The sequence below is a fragment of the Arcobacter sp. genome, assembly GCF_050300555.1.
GTDB lineage: Bacteria > Campylobacterota > Campylobacteria > Campylobacterales > Arcobacteraceae > Arcobacter.
This window is the reverse complement of record NZ_JBNKXY010000009.1, coordinates 1-16,970: the sequence shown is the minus strand read 5'-3', so window position 1 is coordinate 16,970 and position 16,970 is coordinate 1. Positions and strand designations below refer to the sequence as shown.

Annotated in this window: 17 protein-coding genes, 4 tRNA genes and 1 pseudogene; 6 read left to right on the top strand and 16 right to left on the bottom strand. The window is 28.0% G+C overall.

Going from position 1 to position 16,970, the window contains the following annotated elements; all coding sequences use genetic code 11:
- Positions 1-101: 101 nt before the first annotated feature.
- The 10 genes from ACQY5W_RS08005 to mraY form a co-directional block, all read right to left on the bottom strand.
- Complete coding sequence (locus ACQY5W_RS08005) at positions 102-296, bottom strand: hypothetical protein (protein ID WP_428024439.1); 195 nt, start codon at positions 294-296, stop codon at positions 102-104.
- Complete coding sequence (locus ACQY5W_RS08000; protein ID WP_428024438.1) at positions 296-496, bottom strand: helix-turn-helix domain-containing protein; 201 nt, start codon at positions 494-496, stop codon at positions 296-298. The genes ACQY5W_RS08005 and ACQY5W_RS08000 overlap by 1 nt, the downstream gene beginning before the upstream one ends.
- A 195-nt stretch (positions 497-691) precedes the next feature.
- Entirely contained in the window at positions 692-1,432 is a 741-nt protein-coding gene (locus ACQY5W_RS07995; RefSeq protein WP_428024437.1) for a hypothetical protein, read from the bottom strand.
- 33 nt (positions 1,433-1,465) lie between these two features.
- On the bottom strand, positions 1,466-2,560 hold the full coding sequence (locus ACQY5W_RS07990) for a tyrosine-type recombinase/integrase (RefSeq protein ID WP_428024436.1): 1,095 nt from the start codon (positions 2,558-2,560) through the stop codon (positions 1,466-1,468).
- A gap of 170 nt (positions 2,561-2,730) precedes the next feature.
- Positions 2,731-2,806, bottom strand: a tRNA-Phe gene (locus ACQY5W_RS07985).
- Positions 2,807-2,811: 5 nt separating this feature from the next.
- Positions 2,812-2,896: transfer RNA gene (locus ACQY5W_RS07980), tRNA-Tyr, on the bottom strand.
- Positions 2,897-2,966: 70 nt separating this feature from the next.
- A tRNA-Thr gene (locus ACQY5W_RS07975) sits at positions 2,967-3,043 on the bottom strand.
- A 21-nt stretch (positions 3,044-3,064) separates the two neighbouring features.
- Positions 3,065-3,140, bottom strand: a tRNA-Phe gene (locus ACQY5W_RS07970).
- A 41-nt stretch (positions 3,141-3,181) separates the two neighbouring features.
- Positions 3,182-4,336, bottom strand: coding sequence for a UDP-N-acetylmuramoyl-L-alanine--D-glutamate ligase (gene murD, locus ACQY5W_RS07965; protein WP_428024435.1), 1,155 nt, complete (start codon positions 4,334-4,336; stop codon positions 3,182-3,184).
- A 6-nt stretch (positions 4,337-4,342) separates the two neighbouring features.
- A complete protein-coding gene (mraY, locus tag ACQY5W_RS07960) occupies positions 4,343-5,404 on the bottom strand; it encodes a phospho-N-acetylmuramoyl-pentapeptide-transferase (protein ID WP_428024434.1) in 1,062 nt (353 codons plus the stop codon).
- 67 nt (positions 5,405-5,471) lie between these two features.
- Here mraY and gpmI point away from each other — a divergent pair, with 67 nt between their 5' ends.
- From gpmI to ACQY5W_RS07945, 3 genes are read left to right on the top strand one after another with little or no spacing between them, the layout of a single operon-like run.
- Positions 5,472-6,947 carry a 2,3-bisphosphoglycerate-independent phosphoglycerate mutase gene (gene gpmI, locus ACQY5W_RS07955; protein ID WP_428024433.1) on the top strand — a complete coding sequence of 492 codons (1,476 nt, stop codon included), beginning with the start codon at positions 5,472-5,474 and terminating at the stop codon, positions 6,945-6,947.
- Positions 6,948-6,957: 10 nt separating this feature from the next.
- Positions 6,958-7,656, top strand: a complete 699-nt coding sequence (locus ACQY5W_RS07950) for an ATP-binding cassette domain-containing protein (protein WP_428024432.1) — start codon at positions 6,958-6,960, stop codon at positions 7,654-7,656.
- The gene (locus ACQY5W_RS07945) at positions 7,656-9,746 is read left to right on the top strand and encodes a transglycosylase domain-containing protein (RefSeq protein WP_428024431.1); all 2,091 of its coding nucleotides are present in this window, start codon (positions 7,656-7,658) and stop codon (positions 9,744-9,746) included. Before ACQY5W_RS07950 ends, ACQY5W_RS07945 begins: the two co-directional genes overlap by 1 nt.
- A gap of 63 nt (positions 9,747-9,809) precedes the next feature.
- On the opposite strand, the gene glnA is transcribed toward ACQY5W_RS07945, so the two are convergent.
- The 4 genes from glnA to ACQY5W_RS07925 all read right to left on the bottom strand — a co-directional run bounded on the left by glnA (position 9,810) and on the right by ACQY5W_RS07925 (position 12,841).
- Positions 9,810-11,237 carry a type I glutamate--ammonia ligase gene (gene glnA, locus ACQY5W_RS07940; RefSeq protein WP_428024430.1) on the bottom strand — a complete coding sequence of 476 codons (1,428 nt, stop codon included), beginning with the start codon at positions 11,235-11,237 and terminating at the stop codon, positions 9,810-9,812.
- Between the two features lie 123 nt (positions 11,238-11,360).
- Positions 11,361-12,143, bottom strand: a complete 783-nt coding sequence (hisJ, locus tag ACQY5W_RS07935) for a histidinol-phosphatase HisJ (RefSeq protein WP_428024429.1) — start codon at positions 12,141-12,143, stop codon at positions 11,361-11,363.
- Complete coding sequence (locus tag ACQY5W_RS07930) at positions 12,140-12,592, bottom strand: molybdopterin synthase catalytic subunit (RefSeq protein WP_428024428.1); 453 nt, start codon at positions 12,590-12,592, stop codon at positions 12,140-12,142. Before ACQY5W_RS07930 ends, hisJ begins: the two co-directional genes overlap by 4 nt.
- A gap of 27 nt (positions 12,593-12,619) precedes the next feature.
- A complete protein-coding gene (locus ACQY5W_RS07925; protein ID WP_428024427.1) occupies positions 12,620-12,841 on the bottom strand; it encodes a MoaD/ThiS family protein in 222 nt (73 codons plus the stop codon).
- A 69-nt stretch (positions 12,842-12,910) separates the two neighbouring features.
- On the opposite strand from ACQY5W_RS07925, the gene ACQY5W_RS07920 reads away from it, so the two are divergent.
- Both ACQY5W_RS07920 and ACQY5W_RS07915 read left to right on the top strand, forming a co-directional pair.
- Entirely contained in the window at positions 12,911-13,567 is a 657-nt protein-coding gene (locus ACQY5W_RS07920) for an MqnA/MqnD/SBP family protein (protein WP_428024426.1), read from the top strand.
- Positions 13,568-13,576: 9 nt separating this feature from the next.
- The gene (locus ACQY5W_RS07915; protein ID WP_428024425.1) at positions 13,577-14,344 is read left to right on the top strand and encodes an undecaprenyl-diphosphate phosphatase; all 768 of its coding nucleotides are present in this window, start codon (positions 13,577-13,579) and stop codon (positions 14,342-14,344) included.
- On the opposite strand, the gene ACQY5W_RS07910 is transcribed toward ACQY5W_RS07915, so the two are convergent.
- Both ACQY5W_RS07910 and ACQY5W_RS07905 read right to left on the bottom strand, forming a co-directional pair.
- Positions 14,324-15,358 carry a UDP-N-acetylglucosamine--N-acetylmuramyl-(pentapeptide) pyrophosphoryl-undecaprenol N-acetylglucosamine transferase gene (locus tag ACQY5W_RS07910; RefSeq protein ID WP_428024424.1) on the bottom strand — a complete coding sequence of 345 codons (1,035 nt, stop codon included), beginning with the start codon at positions 15,356-15,358 and terminating at the stop codon, positions 14,324-14,326. The genes ACQY5W_RS07915 and ACQY5W_RS07910 overlap by 21 nt on opposite strands.
- Complete coding sequence (locus ACQY5W_RS07905) at positions 15,358-16,575, bottom strand: FtsW/RodA/SpoVE family cell cycle protein (protein WP_428024423.1); 1,218 nt, start codon at positions 16,573-16,575, stop codon at positions 15,358-15,360. Before ACQY5W_RS07905 ends, ACQY5W_RS07910 begins: the two co-directional genes overlap by 1 nt.
- A gap of 28 nt (positions 16,576-16,603) precedes the next feature.
- On the opposite strand from ACQY5W_RS07905, the pseudogene ACQY5W_RS07900 reads away from it, so the two are divergent.
- Positions 16,604-16,970: pseudogene (locus tag ACQY5W_RS07900) on the top strand (peptidoglycan D,D-transpeptidase FtsI family protein); the annotation flags it as partial.

Sequence of the window (16,970 nt, the reverse complement as noted above, 5' to 3'; positions counted from 1 at the left end):
CATCTTGCTAATTGCCGTTAGTAAGATGAACACCTAACATTTTTCATTACTTTCCTTTTATATATAAGTTTTACTTTTTTGTTACACCTCCTAATTTTAGATTATAGTTCAAGTATAAACTCACGTATAAGCCTTTTCTTTGTTGAGTGTCTTATATTTATACTTTGTGCATAATGTTTTGTGATTATTGTATTTGTTTTATCAAAGTCACAAATTACATATTCAACTAAATTCTCAATAGTTTGACCGTTATCAAGTTCAATTCTCAATTTGTTTTTTAATTCAAATAAGTCCATTATTTGACACCTTGATTTAATTCAACTTTCCAATTCTCTATTATTGAAACTATGTCTGATTTTTTATATAGAATTTTTCTCCCTCTTCTATAAAAAGGGAAAACCTCTTTATTAGAACGCCAATTTGCTAAAGTTTGCTTTGAATAGCCAGTTAAACTTATAACTTCTTCTATTGTCATAAATTCTTCATTTTGTGACATTGAATACTCCTTATCGTAATGTATGGTATATAGAAGTATTGCATTATAAATCTTAAATTGTAATTAATTATTACAATAAAGTCATTAAGAGTTTAATATTGTATGTTTAATGTAATACTTAATAACATTTAATATGCTAATTATTAGAGAGAAGGGATAAGTATTTTATATTAATTTGAGGTAATTAGTAGATTATTATAAATAGGTATATATTTTTTCTGTTGCTTCTTGATAAGCTCTATAAACTTGTGTATTATTAGATTTATAAAGTCCTTTAGCAATTAGCTCCACAATATCTTTTTTTGAGTAGGTAATTTCTCTAAAACGTGAAAGTTCTTCTTTATCCTTATATAGTTCATTAACAGTAAATAAATCATAAACAAACATTCTATTTCTATCTGTTAGTCTTTGTAATCTCTTATTCTCAATAGGCAAATCAATAGTATAGTTTGTATTAAAAAACTGTAGGAATTCAAACTCTGACATATAATTTAGATTTCGACCTATTCTTCCAAAATCATTTTCATTAAATCTATTTCCATAAATATTTTTAATATTATACCTTTTAGCTAAATATTCTACATGATCTTGTATTGTGCCTGAAGAATTAAAAAATGCTTCACTTCTAAAAAAGTATAAAATTTGAATATCTTTTGCATCTAGAGTATTATAATATTTAAAAAAGTTTTCAAATATTATATTCCAATCATTTATAGTTACATTAAAAGTAGTATCATTTTTTAACATAGTATCAATAAAACGTAATTTACTTAATAAATCACATAAGTAGGTATAATGTTTTAACCAGCATGGTTTTTGATTCATAAAATCATAGTCTTCTCTTCCATCTGTATCCCAAAAACTTCTATATTCAATTGGAACTATTTTATGTGTTTTTCTATTATTTGAATCAAAAATGTATCTAATATCATCCATTGTACTTCTCTTAAATTGTTTTGTTTATTCTACTCAATTTATAGTTAGTTTTTTATCAATTGTATTTAAATCTTCAATAATCTCTTTATCAGCAAGGTCTATATATCTTTGAGTTGTTTTTATATCTTTATGTGTCATCATTTTTTGTATTTTAAAGGCATTTAATCCATGTCTTGCTAATACAGTTCCAAAATGATGTCTAAGGCTATGAAGAGGTCTATAATTATCAGGTAGTTGTGCTTTTAATTTCATCTTAGTAGCGTGAAACGATAATTTGCTTATAGTTACTGGTATGCCTTGCTTTTCTTCAAAGATAAATACTTTACTCTGTGCTCTTTGCGACTCAATTATATCTTTTGCACTATTTGATAAAAAATATGTTTCATCATGTCCACTTTTTGCATCTATAATTTTTACAGTGCTATTTTCATAAGAGTAGTTTTCCCATTTTATTTTTAATGGCTCGGCTCTCCTCATACCTGTACAAAATATAAATTTAACAATTTTAGACATTAACTCATAAGGATAATTATCAATTACCTCTAAATATCTATTTATCATATCATCTGAATATGTTTCCGTTACCTTTTTTTCTTTTATAGATAGATTTAACTTTATGTTAGGAGCATTTGTAATATATTCATGCTCTATTGCATGATTAATAACTCTTTTTATAACAGAGTATATCTTTTTAAACGTAGTATCACTTAAACCTTTTTCAAGTAATGTATTATATATGGTTTTTATATCAGCTGTAGTTATTTCATTTATATTTTTATAATAGATATGTGAGCAATAATTATCTAATCTTTGTATATCAGTAGTTATTGATTTTAGTCTATTTTGTTTATCATTTTTCCATTTATCAACTATATCTTTAAATGTAATATCTTTTTTTGAATGTGAATTTATACCATGTCTTATTTCGTAAAGAATATCATTTCTAATTTGCGATGCTTTAGCTGCTGTCATCATCTGTGACTTTTTTCCAACAGATTTTTTTAGTTGTTTTCCATTACTTCTATAAACAACATAAAATGATAAATCAGCTTTTCCATTGTATAAGCTTTTTAAGTTCTTATAATAGATTCCATCGTATTTTGTGCTATGTAATAAATCATTATTCATCTCTATTCCTAAAAGGCAACATTATTTGTAATAAAAGGCAACAAAAAGGTAACATCTTATTAGTATTTATAGGTAATGAATTATATCTTATTAAATTGAGCATATCAATAGACATTCGATAAAAAGGAACTTACAGTAATGAAAAGTATTGAATAGTATTTAGTGTCTAGTGGTGGCGCGGGGCAGAATCGAACTGCCGACACAAGGATTTTCAGTCCTTTGCTCTACCGACTGAGCTACCGAGCCACTAGTGGTGGTGAGGGAAGGATTTGAACCTTCGAAGCCGTAGGCGGCGGATTTACAATCCGCAGGATTTGACCACTCTCCAACCTCACCGGTTGAAATATTATTAATCTGGTCTAGCGCTGTTCTTCAATTTGAAGATTTCGCAGACTTATAACTTATATGGAGCTGGTGAAGGGAGTTGAACCCCCGACCTGCTGATTACAAATCAGCTGCTCTAGCCAACTGAGCTACACCAGCATATAAATATGTTTACAAAAATGGTGGCGCGGGGCAGAATCGAACTGCCGACACAAGGATTTTCAGTCCTTTGCTCTACCGACTGAGCTACCGAGCCATCGTTTTTGGACTGAAATTATATTGTCTGTTTAATTAATTCTAGCTTAAAGCGTGTATAAGTTTTTTAAATTCGTCACCTCTATGTTTATATGAGGTAAATTGATCTAGAGAAGCGGCCGCTGGAGAAAGCATTCCAACGCTATTTGGAGTATAGAGTTCATCTATTTTTTCTACTGCATTTTTTAAAAATTTTAGAGAAAAAGATTCTATTCCAAACTCTTTTGAGAGTTGAATAATTTTCTCTTCATTTGAACCAATAGCAAAAATAGTTATATCATAATTTACTAAATCTTTAAAAAGTGGTTTTAAATTTGCACCTTTATCATCTCCACCTAAAATAAGATTTATTTTTTTATCTTTATAAGGTTTTAGTGCATTAATTGTAGCATCAACATTTGTTGCTTTACTATCATCTATCCACAATCTATTTTTTTTATCATAAAATTCTTCAACTTTATGTGCATCTATAACAAAAGAATTAATAAGTTCATAATCAATTTCATTAAAAATGATTTTAGAACTAGCAAGGGCAAGAAGAGAATCTAATAAAAAAGGCTCTTTGAATTTTATTTTCTCTTTATCTATTCCGAACTCTTTACATAAACAATCACTATTTTTATAAGTTATAATTTTTGCATCTGTTTTATAATCTTTAAACTCTTCGGGAATAATTGCTATTTCATCTTTTAACATAAAATCAAGGGGTTTTAATTTTGCTTTTTTATACTCTTCAAAACTTCCATGCCATGTTATATGATCTTCACTTACAGGTAACAAAATATACAAGTTTGGTTTAGCCTTATTGGTATAATGATTAGTAAAGGATGAAGTTTCAAGTATCCATAATTTTGCATCTTTATTTAATTTAGCAAGTGGTGTCCCAATATTACCACCACAAACGCTACCTTTTTTTTCTAAAAGATGCTGGCACATTTGAGTTGTAGTTGTTTTTCCATTTGTTCCAGATATCCAAATTGAAAAAGGCATTACATCAGCAAATAAATCATATTCACTTATAAGATTATTTGCATTTTTTACCATTTGATTTGATGGCATGATGCCAGGGCTTACAACTGTAATATCATTTGAAGATTTATCATATAATTCAAAATCACTATCATCATATAAAATTACATTATCAAAAACTTCTTCTATAGCTTTTGCGGTAATACCTTTACCAAGAACTCTTATCATATTTTCCTATCTAATTTTAAAGCTTAAAAGAGCGAAAAGATTTGCCATAAAAGAGATAATCCAAAATCTAACTATAATTTTATTCTCTTTCCAACCTTTATGTTCAAAGTGATGGTGAATAGGTGCCATAAGGAAAACTCTTTTTTGTCTTAATTTAAATGAACCCACTTGTAGTATCACAGAAACCGTTTCTACAACAAAAATAAGCCCAATAATTAAAAGCAATATTTCACTTTTCCCTACAATAGCCATATAACCCATAAATCCACCCAATGGCAAAGAACCACTATCTCCCATAAAAACCTCAGCAGGATGTGAATTAAACCAAAGGAAAGCAATTAATGATCCAATTATTGCTGAACCTAATATTGCCAATTCTCCAGCCATTTTAATATTTGGTACAAGTAAATATGAAGAAAATATTGCATGCCCAGAGATATATACAATTGTAGATAAAGAAAAAAATGAAATAATAGAAGGCACTGTAGCTAAACCGTCTAATCCATCTGTTAAATTAACTGCATTTGAAGTAGAAACAATAACTAACATCCAAAATAAAATTGCATAAATCCCCATATCAAAAAGTGGTAATTTATAAAATGGTGTAAAAAAATCTGTACTATGGGAATATGAATATAAAATTGCTGAAACTAAAAATGCACAAAGTATCTGAAAAACAAGTTTCATTCTTGCACTTAATCCTGCTGAATTGCTTTGTTTAAAAATCTTTGATAAATCATCTTTCATTCCAATTAGGCAAAACATAAGTAACGTAATAATTCCACCTGTTACATAAAAATTATTTAACTTTGCTGTTAATAAAGATGCAATAATCGTAGAAAAAATAAAAACAACCCCACCCATTGTCGGAGTTCCACATTTTTCTTGGTGTGATTTTGGCGCATGCTCGTATATTGGCTGACTTGCTTTTTTATTTCTTGCCCACTTTATAAACTTTGGCATTAAATACATAGTTAATAAAAAAGAGATTATAAAAGCAATTCCTGCACGTACTGTAATATATTGAAAAATATTGATATCAAGATGTCTGTATAACCAGTAAAACAAATTTAAACCTTCGTTTAGATATAATCTTCGGATTATATTATATTAAAAATTTCAAAAGGTTTAAGTAATGACAAATAAAACAATTCTAATCATAACAGATGGTATTGGTCATAATAATTCATCAAATTTTAATGCTTTAAAAAATGCAAATACTCCAACTTATGATTATCTATTTAAAAATGTACCATATTCACTAATACATACATACGGAGAACATGTAGGACTTCCTGATGGTCAAATGGGTAATAGTGAAGTGGGACACATGAGTATTGGAAGTGGAAGGGTTTTATACCAAGATTTAGTAAAAATAAATTTAGCAATAGAAAATAATACATTAACAGATAATGAAATATTAATCTCAACAATAAAAAAATCAAACAATATTCACCTATTAGGTTTAATTAGTGATGGAGGAGTTCATTCACATATAAATCATATAATTGGATTTGCTAAAGTGGCAAAAGAACTTGGCAAAAAAGTATATATACATATTATTACTGATGGAAGAGATGTAGCTCCTGATTGTGCAAAAAAATATATTTCTCAAATAGAAGATATATGTGACGAGGACATTAGTATTGCAACAATTGCAGGTAGATACTATGCAATGGATAGAGATAATAGATGGGATAGAGTTAAAAAAGCTTATGATGCTATTGCATTTGGTATTCCAAAATCAACAAAAAATATAAATGAATATATTGATGATTCTTATAATAATGATATATTAGACGAATTTATTATCCCAACTTCTTTAAATAACTATAATGGATTTGAAGAGAATGATGCAGTATTATTTTGTAATTTTAGAAGCGATAGAATGAGAGAGATGTCTAATGTCATTGCAAATAAAAACTTTGCAGAGTTTCCAAGGGTTGAAAAAAATTTAAATATTGCAACAATGACTGAATATGATAAAAGCTTTCCTCTTCCTGTACTTTTTCCAAAAGAGACACCCAAAAATACTTTAGCAGAAGTTATCTCAAATAAGGGATTAAAACAACTTCATACAGCTGAAACAGAAAAATATGCCCATGTTACATTTTTCTTTAATGGTGGAATAGAAGAGCCATTTTTAAATGAAACAAGAGTTCTAATCCCCTCACCTAATGTTGCTACTTATGATTTAAAACCTGAAATGAGTGCACCTGAAGTTGGAATTGAAGTAAGACGAGCTATGGATGAAGAGTATGATTTTATTGTTGTAAACTTTGCAAATGGTGATATGGTAGGACATACAGGTATCTATGAAGCTGGAATTAAAGCAGTTGAAGCAGTTGATAATGAACTAGGACTTATTATAGAAAAAGCAAAAGAGTTAAAATATAATGTAGTTTTAACTTCAGATCATGGAAATTGTGAAATGATGAGAAATGAAGATGGTGAAACACTAACTAATCATACAGTTGGGGATGTTTATTGTTTTGTCATTTCTGAAAAAGTAAAAGAAGTAAAAGCAGGAAGTCTAAACAATATAGCACCAACTGTATTAAAGTTGATGAATATTGAAATTCCACAAGAGATGGATGAAGCTTTAGTATAAGCGATAAGTTATGTTAGAATTAAAAATTAATAAACTTTATATTAAACACAATAATAAAGAGTTAGTTAATTTAAGTTTTCAAATAAATAAAACTATGGCTTTAATTGGAGAAAGTGGAAGTGGAAAATCACTTACACTTAAATCCATACTAAATCTTCTTCCAACAAATTTAGAATCAATTATAAATATAGAGTCCAATGAAACTTTTGATAAAAAAGATATTGGTTTTATTCCACAAAATCCATTTACCTCTTTATCACCAATGACCAAAATAGGTAAACAATTTTTTTGTGATGAAGAGAAAAAACACAAGTCATTAGAACTTGTTGGACTAAAAGAGTTTGTTCTAAATAGATTTCCTTCACAATTAAGTGGAGGTCAACTTCAAAGGGTAGTAATAGCTATTGCTATTAGTCAAAATCCAAAACTATTACTATTGGATGAACCTACAACTGCCCTTGATACAAAAAATAAAGAGATTATTTTAAATTTACTTCAGAATTTAGCAAAAGATTTAGACTTAAAAATACTCTATGTGACACATGATATTTACTCTATAAAAGATTTATGTGAAGATATTATTATTTTAAAAAATGGTAAAATTATTGAATCAGGTAAAACAGAAGATGTTTTATCAAATCCAAAAGAGTCATATACAATAGAACTAATAAATTCAAACTTTATAAATAAAAAATTTAGGGAAACATAATGATAAAATATATTTTAGGGATTTTTGCAGCTATTATACTTGGTGTTTTATCTTGGTTGGTATATTTATATCTTAACTTAAGATTCGAAATTGATGAACTAGTTAATTATAAACCACCTTTAACAACACAATTCTATGATAAAAACGGCGAACTTGTTGCAAACATATTTGAAAAAGAAAACAGAGTTTATGTAGATTATGAAGATATTCCACCTAGAGTTATTGAAGCTTTACTTGCAATTGAAGATACTCAATTTTTTGAACATTCAGGAGTTAATCTAGATGCTATAAGTAGAGCACTAATAAAAGATATAAAAGCTGGTAAATTGGTAGAAGGAGCTAGTACACTAACACAACAATTAGTAAAAACTCTTTTATTAACTAGAGAAAAAAAGATTATGAGAAAAATAAAAGAGGCTTTATTATCAATTAGAGTTGAACAAGTATTAACAAAAGAAGAAATTTTAGAGAGATACTTAAATCAAGTATATTTTGGACATGGTTATTTTGGTATTAGAACTGCTGCATTAGGATATTTTAAAAAAGAGCTTTATGAATTATCTCTTAAAGAGATTGCTATATTAGTTGGTCTTCCAAAAGCACCTAGTTTTTATGATCCAACAAGAAATTTAAAATTTTCATTAGCTCGTGCCAATCAAGTTGTTAATCGACTTAAAACTTTAGGATGGATAAATGAGACTGAATTTCAAGCAGCAATTGATTCTACACCTGAAGTTTATAATCAAACACTAACTAAAAACAAAGCTCCCTATGTGGTTGATTATGCTTTCAAAGAGTTAAAAAAGAGTATTCCAAATATTAAAGAAGAGGGATATATTATTAATTTAACCATAGATTTAAAGGCACAAGAAATTGCAAGGGAAGCTTTAAATCTTTCATATAATAATATACTTAAAAGAGACCAATACTTTAAAGATCAAGCATATAAAGGGCTAGAAGTTTTTCCAATTAGTTTAATAGAAGAGCAAGAATCTTTTACTAAAACACTTAATGGTGGATTAATTACTATTGAAAGTAAAACAGGAAAAATCTTAAGTATGGTGGGAGGAATTGATTATAAAGAATCATCTTTTAATAGGGTTATTCAAAGTAAAAGACAACCAGGAAGTGCTGTTAAACCATTTATTTATCAACAAGCGCTAGATTTAGGGTATTCTCCAGCTACAATGATTGCTGATATTTCTAGAACTTATGAGTTTGATGATGAAGAGACAAAAAAAGCAAATGAAAATAAAACTATAACTACTGAAGATATTGCAAAAGCACAAGGTGATACTTCAGTTGATGAAGAAGCATTAGATGAAGAAACAACTAAAAAAAGATGGCAACCTAAGAATTATGAAGAAAATTACAAAGGATTGATCTCTTTTAGAGAAGCCCTAGTACACTCAAGAAATTTAGCAACAATAAATTTAGTAAATGATATAGGTATTGATGTGATTTATAAGGGTTTAAAATCTTATGGTTTAGATGAGATGCCCTTTGATTTATCTATTACATTGGGAAGTTTTGGAATTTCACCGATTGATTTATCACAAGCATATTCAATGTTTTCAAATGGAGGAATTCAAGTTAAACCTTATATAGTAAACTCTATAACAAATAGATATAAACAAACAGTAAATTTTGAACCTGAAGAAAAATTTATAACAACACCTGAACAATCTTATTTAATGACAACTATTTTAAAAGATGTAGTAAAAGAAGGGACAGGAAGAATGGCAGATGTTGAAGGTATTGAAATTGCTGGAAAAACAGGTACTACAAATAATAATATAGATGCTTGGTTTTGTGGATTTACACCTACTCTTCAAACTGTTGTTTGGTTTGGGAATGATGACAATAAGCCTATGAGAAAAAGTGAAACTGGTGGTAGATCTTCAGGTCCTGCTTTTGCATATTTTTATAAAAACTACTTAAAAATTCATCCTGAAATGAAAAGAGAATTCTCTAAACCTGCTGATGTAAAAACAACTACAATAAATGGTAAAAAAGAGTACTATACAGAAACTTCAAAACTTCCAGTTATCAAAACACAACTTTTAGAAAATAATCAAGTTCAATTTTAAATTAAATCAAGCAAAAAAAAAGCTTGGCTAAAAAGCCAAGCTTTTAAAAACTTATTCTAATTATTAGCAAGAATAAGTACTTAAGAATTCAAACGCAGTTGGTCTTGCTTCATCAGGCCATACTTGAGTTTCAAATTTATAATGTTGGTATGTATCTATCATCTCTTGTGTAAATACTGGTTTTAAGAAATCATTATCTCTAATTAATGCTTCTAAAGAACCTCTTAATGTATGAGGCATTTGTGGAATTTTTCTCTCTCTAATTTCATCTAATGGTAATTCGAATAAATCTTCATCCATTGGACCAATTGGTTCAACTTTGTTAGCAATTCCATCTAATCCAGCCATTAACATTGCTGCAAATCCTAAATAAGGACAAGAAGTTGAATCTGGGAATCTCATCTCAATTCTAGTTGCTTTTTCTCCAGCACCATAAGGAACCCTACAAGAAGCTGATCTATTTTGAGAAGAGTAAGTTAAGATTGAAGGAGCTTCAAATCCAGGAATTAATCTTTTGTATGAGTTTGTTGATGGGTTAGTAAATGCAGCAACTGCTCTTGCATGTTTGAAAATTCCACCTACATAATGTCTTGCTGTATCTGAAAGATTTCCATATTCACCCTCTTTATAGAATAAGTTTTTACCATCTTTCCAAATTGATTGGTGTACGTGCATACCATTTCCATTATCACCATAAAGTGGTTTTGGCATAAATGTACAAGTTTTACCATTTAAGTGTGCAACCATTTTACAAACATATTTATATTTTTGTACGTTATCAGCAGCTTCAATTAAATCACCGAAAACAATACCAATCTCACCTTGAGCTTGTGCAACTTCATGATGTCCTAAAACAACTTCTAATCCAACTTGCTCTAATACTTGCATCATTTCAGCTCTTAAATCAACCATTGAATCTGTTGGTTGAACTGGGAAGTATCCACCTTTTGTTCTTGGTCTATGTCCGATGTTTCCACCTTCAATATCTCTAGAATCTGCCCAACCACCTTCTTCTGAATCAACTCTATAATAAGACTCATTAATACTATCAATAATTTTTACATCATCAAAAATAAAGAATTCATTTTCTGGTCCAAAGTAAGCAACATCACCAACACCAGATTCACTTAAGTGAATTAATGCTTTTTTAGCAATAGATCTTGGACATTTTTCATACATTTCACCTTTGTAAATGTCATAAACATCACAAATTACGATAATAGTAGAATCAGCTGTAAAAGGATCTAAGAAAGCAGTTCCTACATCTGGTTTTAATAACATGTCAGATTTATTAATTGGTTGCCATGCATCAACTGAAGAACCATCAAATGGTAAACCATTAGTTAAGTTACCTTCATTAACTGCGCTTAACATATAAGTTAAGTGATGCCACATACCCTTCATATCTGTAAATCTAAAATCTACAAATTTTACTTCATTTTCTTCACAATATTTAAAAAACTCTTCAGTATTGTTAACAAATTTACCCATACATTATCTCCTGATATTTAATTTTAATTATTCTATCAAAATTAACTTTATAAAAAACAAAATAATTGTATAAAAAATAAACATTTATTTGATTATTAATAAATTAAATAAAATCAATACTGATTATAAATTAACCAGTACTCTTTCTCTATTATCAAAAGTAGCTATTTTAGTAAAGCCAAATGATTTTACATAACTTACAACTTCTTCATACATAAAGCCAATTTGATCTACACTATGGGCATCTGAACTAAGTGTAATAGGAATATCTAGTTCATATACTAATTCTAAAATATCTTTTGAAGGATAAATCTCTTTTATAGGTTTTCTAAGTCCTGCAGCATTTATTTCAATAGTCATATTTGATTTTTTTATCTCTTTAATTGCACCATAAGCTATTGATTTTATGTCTTTTTTAGGTAAAAATTTAAATATCTTGATTAAATCTATATGTCCAACTACATCAAAAAGTTTTGATTTTGCCATAGCTTGAATTGTATCAAAATAGTCTTGCCATATTTTGTCAATATCATTGTTTTCATATTTACCAATAAATTCTGGATTATCAAATCCCCAACCATCTAAAAAATGCACAGAACCAATTAGATAATCAACTTTAGCATTTAAAATTTCATCAAGCATTTTTACATTTTGCATAAAATCAACTTCATATGCAAGTAATATTTTTATCTGATTTTTGTACTTTTCTTTTAATCTTTTAACTTCATTTTCATAATAATCTTTTTGTGAGATATCAAGTCTATATTTTGGGTCAAAATCCATGGGAGCATGTTCAGAAAAACCATATTCATCAATTCCTAACTCTATTGCTTTATTAATATACTCATCCATAGTACCAGTTGCATGATTGCAAAGTGTTGTATGGTTGTGTAAATCTACTCTCATGCAAGTATTCCTGAACCTTCGATTTTAGTACTTCTATCTTGGGCATAAACCCTTTTCCCATCTATTATGTCATATTTCCATATTGGAGCACTTTTTTTAAAATCTTCAACAAACTCATCAATTAATTCCAAAGCAACTCTTCTTTTGGGAGAACAAACAGCTGCTATATATGAGCTTTTGTGATTTAAAACATTACCTTTTGAATGAGCCATAAGTACAATTGCATTTTTTTCATTTGCTTTTTTTTGCCAAGAGTTGAACCAATTATTTAAAATAGGTTCATAGATATCAAAAGACAAACCTTCTATTCCATCTTCATCACGAACAACACCAACAAATGTGATTATTGCACCATAATTTGAGTTTTTAAATTTTTTATACCAACTATTTGTAATATTTTCTACAGGTAAATCACCATCAAAAAGTTGTAAATTTTTATCATTATTCATTATTCAATATTCACTTTTCATTTAGATTCATCCACCACAAACAGGAGGTAATAGGGAAACTTTGTCACCATTATTTAAGGCAATATCTTTTGAGCAAACAAGTGTATCATTAACTGCTACGGCACAATTTTCAAGCCACTTAACCATCTCTTCATCATCTTTTAAAATACTACTCAATTCTGATAAGTTTTTTATATCCAAAGTAAGTGGTTTTTTATTAATTGGTCCTAAAAATTCTATTGTTACCACTTTAACTCCTTTTTTACTAATTTTTAAATATTATATCCAAACTATTTTAAGTTTAGGAAAACCCATATAATGATATTTGCAAAAATTGATTACATTAATTTATTACCATTTCATGTCTATTTTAAAAAAAACATAAAACCTTCAAAGATTAAAGCAATAGTTAACTCAAAAAAATCTTATCCAGCAGATATAAATGTAAAATTTAAAAAAAGAAAAGTTGATGCTGCATTTATATCTTCTATTAAATCAAGAGGAGAAAAAGCTTTAGATTTTGGAATTATAGGGAAAAAAGAGATTTTATCTGTTTTATGTATACCTGGTATTTACAAAGAAGATTTTGAATCTTCTACTTCTAATGTATTAGCAAAAATATTAAAATGCGAAGGCAAAGTACTTATTGGTGATAAAGCACTAAAATACTATATTGCTAATGATAAAGATTCTTTTATTGACTTAGGTAAATTATGGACAAAAAAATATAATCTTCCCTTTGTATTTGCAAGATTATGTTATAACAAACATGGTGATTACTTAAATAAAATTACCAAAAACTTCAATAAAAAAGCAGTAAAAATTCCCCAATACATACTAAAAGAGTACTCTTTAAGAACTGGAATTTCTGTAAATGATATAAAATATTATCTTACTAAACTAGACTACAAAATAAATGAAAAAGAAAAAAAAGGCTTAAAACTCTTTTTAAAACTTGCTAAAGATATAAAATAAAGGTTACAAATGCAAATTATAGATTCAATAATATTAGGAATAATTGAAGGTTTTACAGAGTTTTTACCTATCTCATCCACTGGTCATCTAATTGTTGCCAGTGAATTTTTAGGCTTAAAACAAGACAGTATAAATAAAGCATATGAAGTGATAATTCAATTTGCAGCAATTTTAGCTGTGATTTTAAACTATCCAGATAAATTTTCAATCAAAAAAATTGAATTATGGAAAAAGTTGATATTAGCATTTATTCCAATTGGTGCTGTTGGCTTTTTATTTTCACACCAAGTAAAAGCAATGTTCTCCATCGAAATTGTTGCGACTATGTTTATAATTGGTGGAATTATATTTTTAATTGTTGAAAAATTTTATGATGAAAAAAAATCACATATTACAAATGTAGAACAAGTAACTTATAAACAAGCTTTATATATAGGACTTGCTCAAATATTTGCACTAATACCTGGTACATCTAGAGCTGGTTCGACAATAATAGGAGCTATGTTAGTAGGTCTAAATCGACGAGCTAGTGCTGAGTTCTCTTTTCTGTTGGCTTTTCCAGTTATGTGTGCAACCACAGGATATGATATTTTGAAACATTACAAAGATTTTTCAGATACTAACTTTGTAGTTTTGGCTATTGGTTTTGTAGTAGCTTTTATTGTAGCCTTTTTAACAATAAAACTATTTTTAAAGTTTTTAGAAAACTTTACTTTTGTAGCCTTTGGTATTTATAGAATAATATTTGGAATAGTATTACTTTTGATTTTCACTTAATACAAAATCTATAATCTTTTTAGTGGCATCATTTGATATTAATGTCACTAAATTTTTAGACATAAAATGAATATCACTCTTTAATATTTCAGTTAAAATATCCTTATTCAACTCTTTTTCCCTAACTAAAAATGCAAGATTTTTTTCCTTTAGAAATTTTGCATTTCCATATTGATGATCTTGTGCAGCATATGGATATGGAATAAATAGTGTTGGTAATCCTATTGCAACAAGCTCCCATAATGTTGAAGCACCAGAACGACTTATAGCAAAGTCTGCTTCTGACATCTTACTTACAATATCATTTGTAAAGTCAAAAATATCAGCATCAATACCTAGTTTTTCATATTCACTTTTAACTCTATTAAAATCGTTTCCACCTGTTTGATGGATTATTTTAATTCCTAAATTATCTAAATCTTTGGCAATCGAAAGTGCAAAATTATTTATAGCAACAGCTCCTTGTGAGCCTCCTAAAAAAATTATCTTTTTTATATTTTCCCTTAATCTTCGATTTGAAAAAAATTCAGAACTTACAGGATAATCTTTTATCTTAGAATCATCTAAATATGATGAAAAAACTTCACTTGCAAATTTTGAAGTTAGTTTATTTAATTTACCCATATAAGAGTTTTGTTCATGTATATATAGTTTACAAGATGGAATTAATATTGAAGCAAAAGTTGCAGGAGCTGCAGAAAATCCACCTACACTAATTACTATTTTTACATCATTTTTTATAAAAAAAACAGCACATTTTAGAGTTTGTAAAAAAATTTGTCCTAAGGCTTTTACTTTTCCTACCAAACCTTTATTAACAACACCTCTAGTATTTAAAAAATATGCCTTATCTAAATTATTATAATTTTCAAACCATTTTTTATCTTGTCCGTTTAAGGACCCTATAAAAATAGGCTTATTTTTTCTATTTACAGCTAGTTCATCAATAAATGCTTTTGCAACTTTTAGATGCCCGCCTGTACCACCACCAGTGATTACTATTTTTTTACCCATTATTGTCTCTCTTCTTTTGCTAGTTTACTTATCGATAAAATTAAACCAATGGATATTCCAAGGCTAAGCATGGAAGAACCTCCATAACTTAAAAAAGGAACTGCAATACCTTTTATAGGTATCATTCCTGATATACCGTATGAATTAATTAAAAAAGCAATAATAATCATTAATCCTAAACCCAGTGTAAACAGATGATAAATAGGATTTTCAACCCTTTTACTTATTCTAAAAATTCTCCATACTATAACATACATAATAGCACTTACAATAAATAAACCTAAAAGACCAATTTCTTCTGTTATTCCAGCTAATATAAAATCTGTATGAACTTCTGATAAAAATCCTAGTTTAATATTTCCTTGGGCTAAACCTGTACCAAAAAAACCGCCATTGTGAATAGCATTTAATGAATGTGATACTTGATATGGCTCTGGAAGCTCTTCTATTCGCAAGTGTTCATCAGCCCATTTAGGAAGTATTGATAAAATTTTATCTTGATTTAATGCCCACCAAGAGTAGATTCTTTGAACCCTATGTGGAGCAGCCAAAATTAATGAGATAATTCCCATAACAATTAAAAAACCAAGTGCTAAGAATATCTTAAAACTTCTATTCGCAAAAATCAATAAAACAACTAAAATAAGACCAAGTAAAACTACCTGCCCTAAATCTTTTTGTAAAAATGCTACTAAAAAAACAACAAGTAAAAAAGCTACAAAATAAGGTAAAAGTAAAATAACTTCTTCTTTTAATCCCATTTTTTTAGGTTTATCCATAACTCTTCTATGAAAAGACCATGCTAAAAAATATATAAATCCGATTTTGAAAAATTCAACAGGTGATAATGAAAATCCTGGTAATCTAATCCATCTATTTGCACCTCCCGCTGTTGTCACAAAAGAACTTGGTAAAAATGGCATTGCAATCATTAAAATTAAAAAAATTACGAACAAAGACATTCCAACTTTTCCAATAATAAAATCAGGATTAAAAAAAGATATTCCCCACATCAAAAATATTGATAAAAGACCTACTAATAGCTGTCTAGTAAAGAAGTGATATTGTGAGTATTCATAAAATACAACTGTATATACACTTAATGAATATGAAAATATTATACTTACAATTATCAATAAAGAAGCTAATATAAATAACAAATAGTCAGGTTGTGAAAAGTTCTGATTTGATTTAAACATATTTTGGATAAAATTCATATCACATTATAATCTAATATGGATAAAGATGTCTTCAAAAAACATAAACAAAATTACTAGAATTAAAAAAATTTTTATAATACTTATTTTTATTTTCTTAAGCATATTACTTCTTCTATCAAATGTATTTGTAACTATCTCAGATAAAAGAAGACTGCCAAATTTACAAAGTAGCAAAACAGAGTTGGCTATACGAGGAAATATACTAAGTGAAGATAATTTTAAAATATCATCTTCTCTAAAACTTTACAAAGCCACTATTGATACAAGATTTTTAGATATCAAGAAAAAAAATCTTTTTATTAAGCTTTTTTCTATTTATAGTGATATTCCAGAAGCTAAAATAAAAGAGAAAATTGACGATTCATTAAAAAATCCAGGATCAATTGTTTTAT

What these genes read in the sequence shown, in the direction of transcription:
- ACQY5W_RS08005 (WP_428024439.1), bottom strand. Translation starts at nt 296, where the DNA reads ATGGACTTATTTGAATTAAAAAACAAATTGAGAATTGAACTTGATAAC.
- ACQY5W_RS08000 (WP_428024438.1), bottom strand. Translation starts at nt 496, where the DNA reads ATGTCACAAAATGAAGAATTTATGACAATAGAAGAAGTTATAAGTTTA.
- ACQY5W_RS07995 (WP_428024437.1), bottom strand. Translation starts at nt 1,432, where the DNA reads ATGGATGATATTAGATACATTTTTGATTCAAATAATAGAAAAACACAT.
- ACQY5W_RS07990 (WP_428024436.1), bottom strand. Translation starts at nt 2,560, where the DNA reads ATGAATAATGATTTATTACATAGCACAAAATACGATGGAATCTATTAT.
- murD (WP_428024435.1), bottom strand. Translation starts at nt 4,336, where the DNA reads ATGATAAGAGTTCTTGGTAAAGGTATTACCGCAAAAGCTATAGAAGAA.
- gpmI (WP_428024433.1), top strand. Translation starts at nt 5,472, where the DNA reads ATGACAAATAAAACAATTCTAATCATAACAGATGGTATTGGTCATAAT.
- ACQY5W_RS07950 (WP_428024432.1), top strand. Translation starts at nt 6,958, where the DNA reads ATGTTAGAATTAAAAATTAATAAACTTTATATTAAACACAATAATAAA.
- ACQY5W_RS07945 (WP_428024431.1), top strand. Translation starts at nt 7,656, where the DNA reads ATGATAAAATATATTTTAGGGATTTTTGCAGCTATTATACTTGGTGTT.
- glnA (WP_428024430.1), bottom strand. Translation starts at nt 11,237, where the DNA reads ATGGGTAAATTTGTTAACAATACTGAAGAGTTTTTTAAATATTGTGAA.
- hisJ (WP_428024429.1), bottom strand. Translation starts at nt 12,143, where the DNA reads ATGAGAGTAGATTTACACAACCATACAACACTTTGCAATCATGCAACT.
- ACQY5W_RS07930 (WP_428024428.1), bottom strand. Translation starts at nt 12,592, where the DNA reads ATGAATAATGATAAAAATTTACAACTTTTTGATGGTGATTTACCTGTA.
- ACQY5W_RS07920 (WP_428024426.1), top strand. Translation starts at nt 12,911, where the DNA reads ATGATATTTGCAAAAATTGATTACATTAATTTATTACCATTTCATGTC.
- ACQY5W_RS07915 (WP_428024425.1), top strand. Translation starts at nt 13,577, where the DNA reads ATGCAAATTATAGATTCAATAATATTAGGAATAATTGAAGGTTTTACA.
- ACQY5W_RS07910 (WP_428024424.1), bottom strand. Translation starts at nt 15,358, where the DNA reads ATGGGTAAAAAAATAGTAATCACTGGTGGTGGTACAGGCGGGCATCTA.
- ACQY5W_RS07905 (WP_428024423.1), bottom strand. Translation starts at nt 16,575, where the DNA reads ATGAATTTTATCCAAAATATGTTTAAATCAAATCAGAACTTTTCACAA.